General features: G+C 39.6%; 4 protein-coding genes. 3 read left to right on the plus strand and 1 reads right to left on the minus strand.

The features are described from left to right. The first annotated feature begins 87 nt into the window (after positions 1-87). From HUT38_04655 to HUT38_04665, 3 genes are all read left to right on the plus strand, one after another. Positions 88-2,253: a hypothetical protein gene (locus HUT38_04655; GenBank protein ID NUQ57742.1), complete on the plus strand. Its 2,166-nt coding sequence runs from the start codon at positions 88-90 to the stop codon at positions 2,251-2,253. A 377-nt stretch (positions 2,254-2,630) separates the two neighbouring features. Then, positions 2,631-3,962, plus strand: a complete 1,332-nt coding sequence (locus HUT38_04660; GenBank protein ID NUQ57743.1) for a radical SAM protein — start codon at positions 2,631-2,633, stop codon at positions 3,960-3,962. Positions 3,963-4,190: 228 nt separating this feature from the next. Further along, positions 4,191-4,847 (plus strand): hypothetical protein, encoded by a 657-nt coding sequence (locus tag HUT38_04665; protein ID NUQ57744.1) that lies wholly within the window; start codon positions 4,191-4,193, stop codon positions 4,845-4,847. Between the two features lie 177 nt (positions 4,848-5,024). On the opposite strand, the gene HUT38_04670 is transcribed toward HUT38_04665, so the two are convergent. Beyond that, positions 5,025-5,279, minus strand: a complete 255-nt coding sequence (locus HUT38_04670) for a GIY-YIG nuclease family protein (GenBank protein ID NUQ57745.1) — start codon at positions 5,277-5,279, stop codon at positions 5,025-5,027. Between the last annotated feature and the right edge of the window lie 106 nt (positions 5,280-5,385).

Genomic DNA, 5,385 nt, shown 5'->3' on the forward strand with positions numbered 1-5,385 from the left:
ATGGTATATGATTTGAAACAATAAGGAAACAGGTGTGGGGGTAAACTTCTTAAATTCTGTTTAACCTTAATTGAAAGGAGGCCTTAAATGGCTAAGAAAAGACTGGTTGTTCCGTTAGTGGGACTGTTTTTGTATTTTTTATTCCTTGTTGTCGTTGTAAAAGGCGTTGTCTTAGGCTCGGAAAAAATTGAAGGCAATTTAGAAATAATTTTTTCCGAGAATCGCGAAACGGGCGAATGCAAACCTATCCATTACCTACGCAACGATAGTGGAAAAAGAATAAGGCTCTTGCTCAAGGAGCGGGGCGGGCCGTCTGGCCTGCCGCCCAACGCGCGCGTAAGTGCAATCGGCGATTATGCCGATAATGGCTTCAGGTGCGAGAAAATCGTACCACAAACGCCGCAACTAATAGGTAAAAAGGAGGTTGATTTTTCCGACACGACGGGAAAACAACCAACCGTAATATTGCTGGTAAAATTCAAAGACCTAGACGATGGCCAGACCGGCGGGGCAACAAAGGCCGATGCCGAGAATCTGTATTTTAATCCCGACGAGCCCTGGTCGCTGGATAATTTTTACCGGGAAAATTCGCGGGACTTTTCCGGCGACAAAATCTGGTTTGAGGGCAAATGCCAAGACGAATGGCGATTTATGCCCGAGAACTCCGATTACTATGGGTATAGCGAGGGCGGTCAAAACAGGGCAGATATCCAGATAGATTTAATACTAAAAGACGCCCTGGAGGTATACAAGGATGTTTACTTCCCTAATTATACCAGGCTTGTAATTGTAATGGGTGGAATGTGGTCCTACGCCATCAGCACTCTCGGGAAAACAGAGGTCGTCACCGACGACGGAGTGGTTAATATGTCGGTGAATTGGCTGGATTTCAGAGATATTAAAAACAAGCGATTTTCCTACAAATACCATGAGATGGGTCATGCTTTGGGCGCGTACCATGCCAATGGCATGTGGTTTAAGAACTGTTTGGATATAGACAGGATTCCGAACTGGAGCGGGAGTAATAATGGCAACAACGAGTATGGCATTAGAGTATACTCCGACGATTGTGTTATGGGTGGCGGGGTCCTGCATTTTCAAGAGCCAATAAAAGAAAGATTTGGCTGGAGAAACAAGGAACAAATAATTGATGTGGCGTCGGACCAAACTGTTACCTTAGATCAGCGCGCTGTTCCATCGGACGGCATAAAATTCATTAGAATTCCTTGCGGCTTCAGGGTTGATGATTTTGCCAACCTCATTCAGGTTTTATTTTACGAAACTGAATACGGTTATCCGAGCGGGATATTTGAATCAAAAAATTCGGTTCTTGGACCGGAGGGCGATGTAATTTTAAGAATATTTGCCCAAAATCAGCTCTGGGGCAGAACCGACAGTGATACCATTATTTTATACGACAGAGATGATTATGGCACTTATAACGTGCTGGAGGCCCACGACTTCTGCGACTCTGTTGGCACAAACATCAGCATAATTAGTAAATCCGGCACGGACGCGGACGCGCAGGCTACGGTTAAGGTATGGTTTGAGTGTGCCGGCGAATTGCCTCCTTTTTTGTTTAATCCTCAAGAAAATTTTTATTACTTTGACGGGATAAACACGGAATTCCTCATAACCGTCGGCAATCAGGAAGGAATCGCCTGCGGCAGAAATCAATACAAATTGGAGGCGTTTCCGGAGGGAGGCTGGGAAGTTTATTTCGGAAAAGATTTGCTGGAACTGGATCCGTTCAAAGCCGAAGACGTGTCTGTTACTTTTAAGCCGCCAGATTATCTTGAAAAACAGACGTATGATATAAAGCTGAGGGTAACAGATACGACAAATGGCCTTTACAGCGAATCAATCTCCCAAATTTATGTTGACGGCTGGACACCCAAACCAACCCCAACTCCTTCACCGACGCCGAGTCCGAAACCATCACCGAAACCGTCTCCAACGATACCGCCTAAACCGACGCCGACACCTTCACCTACTATCTCTTCTACACCAACACCGACTCCCACTCCGATGCCGGTAAAAGAGATTCAACTGTCGCCGGAAAGTCTGAAAATCAAAAAAGGGCAAGACGTTGATGAGACAGTCACCCTTGTCTGCGACCAAGGAAAAAGGGTTGTTGGAGAAACGATAACCGCAATGGTTACCAAGGGGAAACGGAAAATTTATGTTTCCCCTGCCAGCGCCACATCAGATGGAAAGGAAAGGCGCAAATCGTCTTCTCCTCTCAAGAAGTAAACAAATCCTTAACCGTCAAGGTTAAGAGCAAAAGATAGTACCAAAAAGACCAATGTCAAGGTTAAACCTTGACATTGGTCTCCTCCCTCCCGAAGCGCAATGCTCGGGAGGGTTTTATTTTACCTTACAACATCAGGCTTAAAAATATTTTAGAAAAAGAAAATCTGATTTTAGGAAGCGTAAGTTTGCCGTTTGCCATTTGGATTAAATTATACAACCAGCAGCAACTTAATAAAAATAGCGAGTGTGGATAAGTGAAGTGACCAGAAGTGACCAAATGATATTTTTTTAAAAATCATTGACAAAGACAAAAAATTTATATAGTATTAGCCTTAGAATTGTTCAAAAACTTAACTTAACAAAAGGAGATATAAAAAATGAAGCGACTTTCAGCACCGCTGGACGCGCAAATTGAATTAACTGAATCGTGCAATCAAAAATGTTTTCATTGCTACAATTATTGGAGATACGATGAAGAAATAGGTAAAAATGAAATAAAAGAAGAAGATTTTTTGCTGATTGCTAAAAAACTACATAACGCGGGAATAAAATCCATTACTCTTACTGGCGGAGAACCATTCTTGAGACCTAGAATAGTTTTTTCAATTCTGCAGTTTTGTAAAGATAATGGTATTAAGGTTGGCATTAATAGCAATGCAGTTTTAATTGGAAAACGATACGCGGAGAAGATAAGTGAATTAGGGGCAACCCATGTGCTGGTTTCTCTGTTGGGGACAAAAAATACGCACAACAAAATTACCAATTCAAACACTTTTGATAATGCATGTGATGGAATAAAAAATTTAATAAACGCCGGTCTAAGCGTTTCCGTCAACATGGCTGTTTCTAAATTAAATCTCCACGAAATTTACGAAGTCGGCAAAATGGCTAAAGATTTTAGCGCAACTACTTTCTGCGCTACGCCAATCGTTCCATCTCATGAATCGCACAAAAAATTTCTTCTAAGCGGCGAGGAGTGCAAGCAAGCGTTAAGAACTCTCCTCAAAGTAAGAGATGAACTAGCTTGCAACGTTGATACACTTGAGCCCGTAGCCAGATGTCTTTTTAACGAAAACGATGAAGATGAGTTTGTTTATTTTTTTGGCAATCGTATTTGTTCGGCTGCGGTTACCACCTGTGCTATATCTTCCACCGGAAGCGTAAGGCCTTGCATCCACGCAGATAAGGAATTTGGCAACCTGTTGTATGAAAATTTTTCTGAAATTTGGGAAAAAATGAAAACGTGGTCAAGCCCCGATATTTTGCCAAGCGGCTGCAAATCTTGCAAGGCTGTTGTTATTTGCGAAGGCGGGTGTAGGATGTCGGCGAAATTAACATGTGGCCGTTATAATGGTAATGATATGTATATGCGGGGTCCAATTTTTGACATCGAAAGAGTCAAAAAGCTCCCTTTTTGCAACAAGGAAGCTGAAGAAAGCCTTGATTTTTCAGAAAAAACTTATTTCAAACTTAATGATTCACTAGATTTTAGAAAGGAGGACTTTGGTGGGATTGTATATGTAAACAATCGCGCGGAATTTTTAACAGATCGCGGATGGGAACTATTGCTTAATCTGAAATCAAAAAATGTATTTTCGGCGGAAAGTCTTAAAGAGGAATTTAAACTCGTTTCAGATAGTATAAATGTTTTTATTGGCCAGTTGTACAAAAATAAGATAATAAGGAAAGGGGGTGATAAGGTTGAGTAAAGCTAATTTACTGGAGGAATTTTTTGTATCTTCAGGGTGTCAAGCGAGGCCATGAGAAAAGAATTTTCTGAATTAATCGCGAATAATTGCAATAAATGTGATTGCGTGGCCTGTCGCTCATGCGACAATAGTTGCAATAAATAAAATTCAGACACCAAGACATTCAAATCGGGCAGGTTCGTCATAAAAACTTGCCCGATTCTTTTTTTTGGTGTAATAAATAGATATATGAAATTAATATTTAGATATAAAAACAAGGATCGTAACGAGCTGGAAGATTTAATTACTGAAGCCTACAAAGACGTTAGCGCCCAATTTCAAAGCGAATTAGATGACTTGTGCGTTCGGGTACATAATAATAAAAAAGATTTTAACAAGCAAATTGGACGAGAAACAGAATCATGGCACGTTGCAAGCGCTACCAAAGGAGAAGTAGACATTATGCACTTCGATGCTTTTGAAAAAGAAACCTCACATAAAAAAGAAGATTTTTTGCCTATACTAAAACATGAAATAACTCATCTTTTTATTGAAAAAATAACGAGAGACAAAGCGGTGCCTAAATGGTTAAGCGAAGGCTTGTCGTCATATGTTTCAAAACAATATAAAAATATAAAACACCCTGTCTATGTGGAAGAAAATTTTTGCGAAAAACTTGGAACACCCGCTGGTTGGGACAAGCATTCCAATTATTACGCTTATAACACAGCTGCGCTTTTTGTGGGTTTTTTGGCAGAGAAATACTCATTAAATAAATTAATAGAATTACTATCCAATATTAACAAAAATTACTTTTATCCTGATTTTATTAAAAAATTTGAAACTGTTTTCGGAAAGACGTTAAATGAAACGGAAAAAATCTTTGTGAACGAAATTAATAAGTGATATAGAGTTTCAGAAAACCCTGTGGATAAATAATATTTTTTACCCTTGACTTTCCAACCATTTTAGTGTATTGTGTTATTTTTAGAGATACTCGTTAATTACAACTTAATTGTTATTGGGTTGTAAATTTAGAAAGGACCTTAATTTTTAAATAAATTTACCCCCACACCTGTTTTCTTATTGAAGACTTTTTGATATCCTTCGTTTTAATTGCGCGAGAGCATTGCCGTCTTTCTTCAGTGACCATTCTCTATGCCGTGCGTCATCTTCGATTGAAAATGACTCGTAGTATTTTAAAACGAACGGAGCGCGAGATTTTGTCGAGCGGACTTTTCCATCATTATGCTCTAAAAGTCTTCGTTTCAAATCGTTTGTTGAGCCTATATATAGTTTTTCATCCGCCTTGCTTTTCAAAATATACACATAAAACATATCTTTGATGGTATATGATTTGAAACAATAAGGAAACAGGTGTGGGGGTAAACTTCTTAAATTCTGTTTAACCTTAATTGAAAGGAGGCCTTAAATGGCTAAGAAA

Source organism: Candidatus Paceibacter sp., from assembly GCA_013360865.1.
Classification (GTDB): domain Bacteria; phylum Patescibacteriota; class Minisyncoccia; order UBA9983; family UBA9983; genus SURF-57.

Excerpts from the sequence above, each read along its gene's own strand:
- HUT38_04655 (NUQ57742.1), top strand. The coding sequence starts at position 88 with ATGGCTAAGAAAAGACTGGTTGTTCCGTTAGTGGGACTGTTTTTGTAT.
- HUT38_04660 (NUQ57743.1), top strand. The coding sequence starts at position 2,631 with ATGAAGCGACTTTCAGCACCGCTGGACGCGCAAATTGAATTAACTGAA.
- HUT38_04665 (NUQ57744.1), top strand. The coding sequence starts at position 4,191 with ATGAAATTAATATTTAGATATAAAAACAAGGATCGTAACGAGCTGGAA.
- HUT38_04670 (NUQ57745.1), bottom strand. The coding sequence starts at position 5,279 with ATGTTTTATGTGTATATTTTGAAAAGCAAGGCGGATGAAAAACTATAT.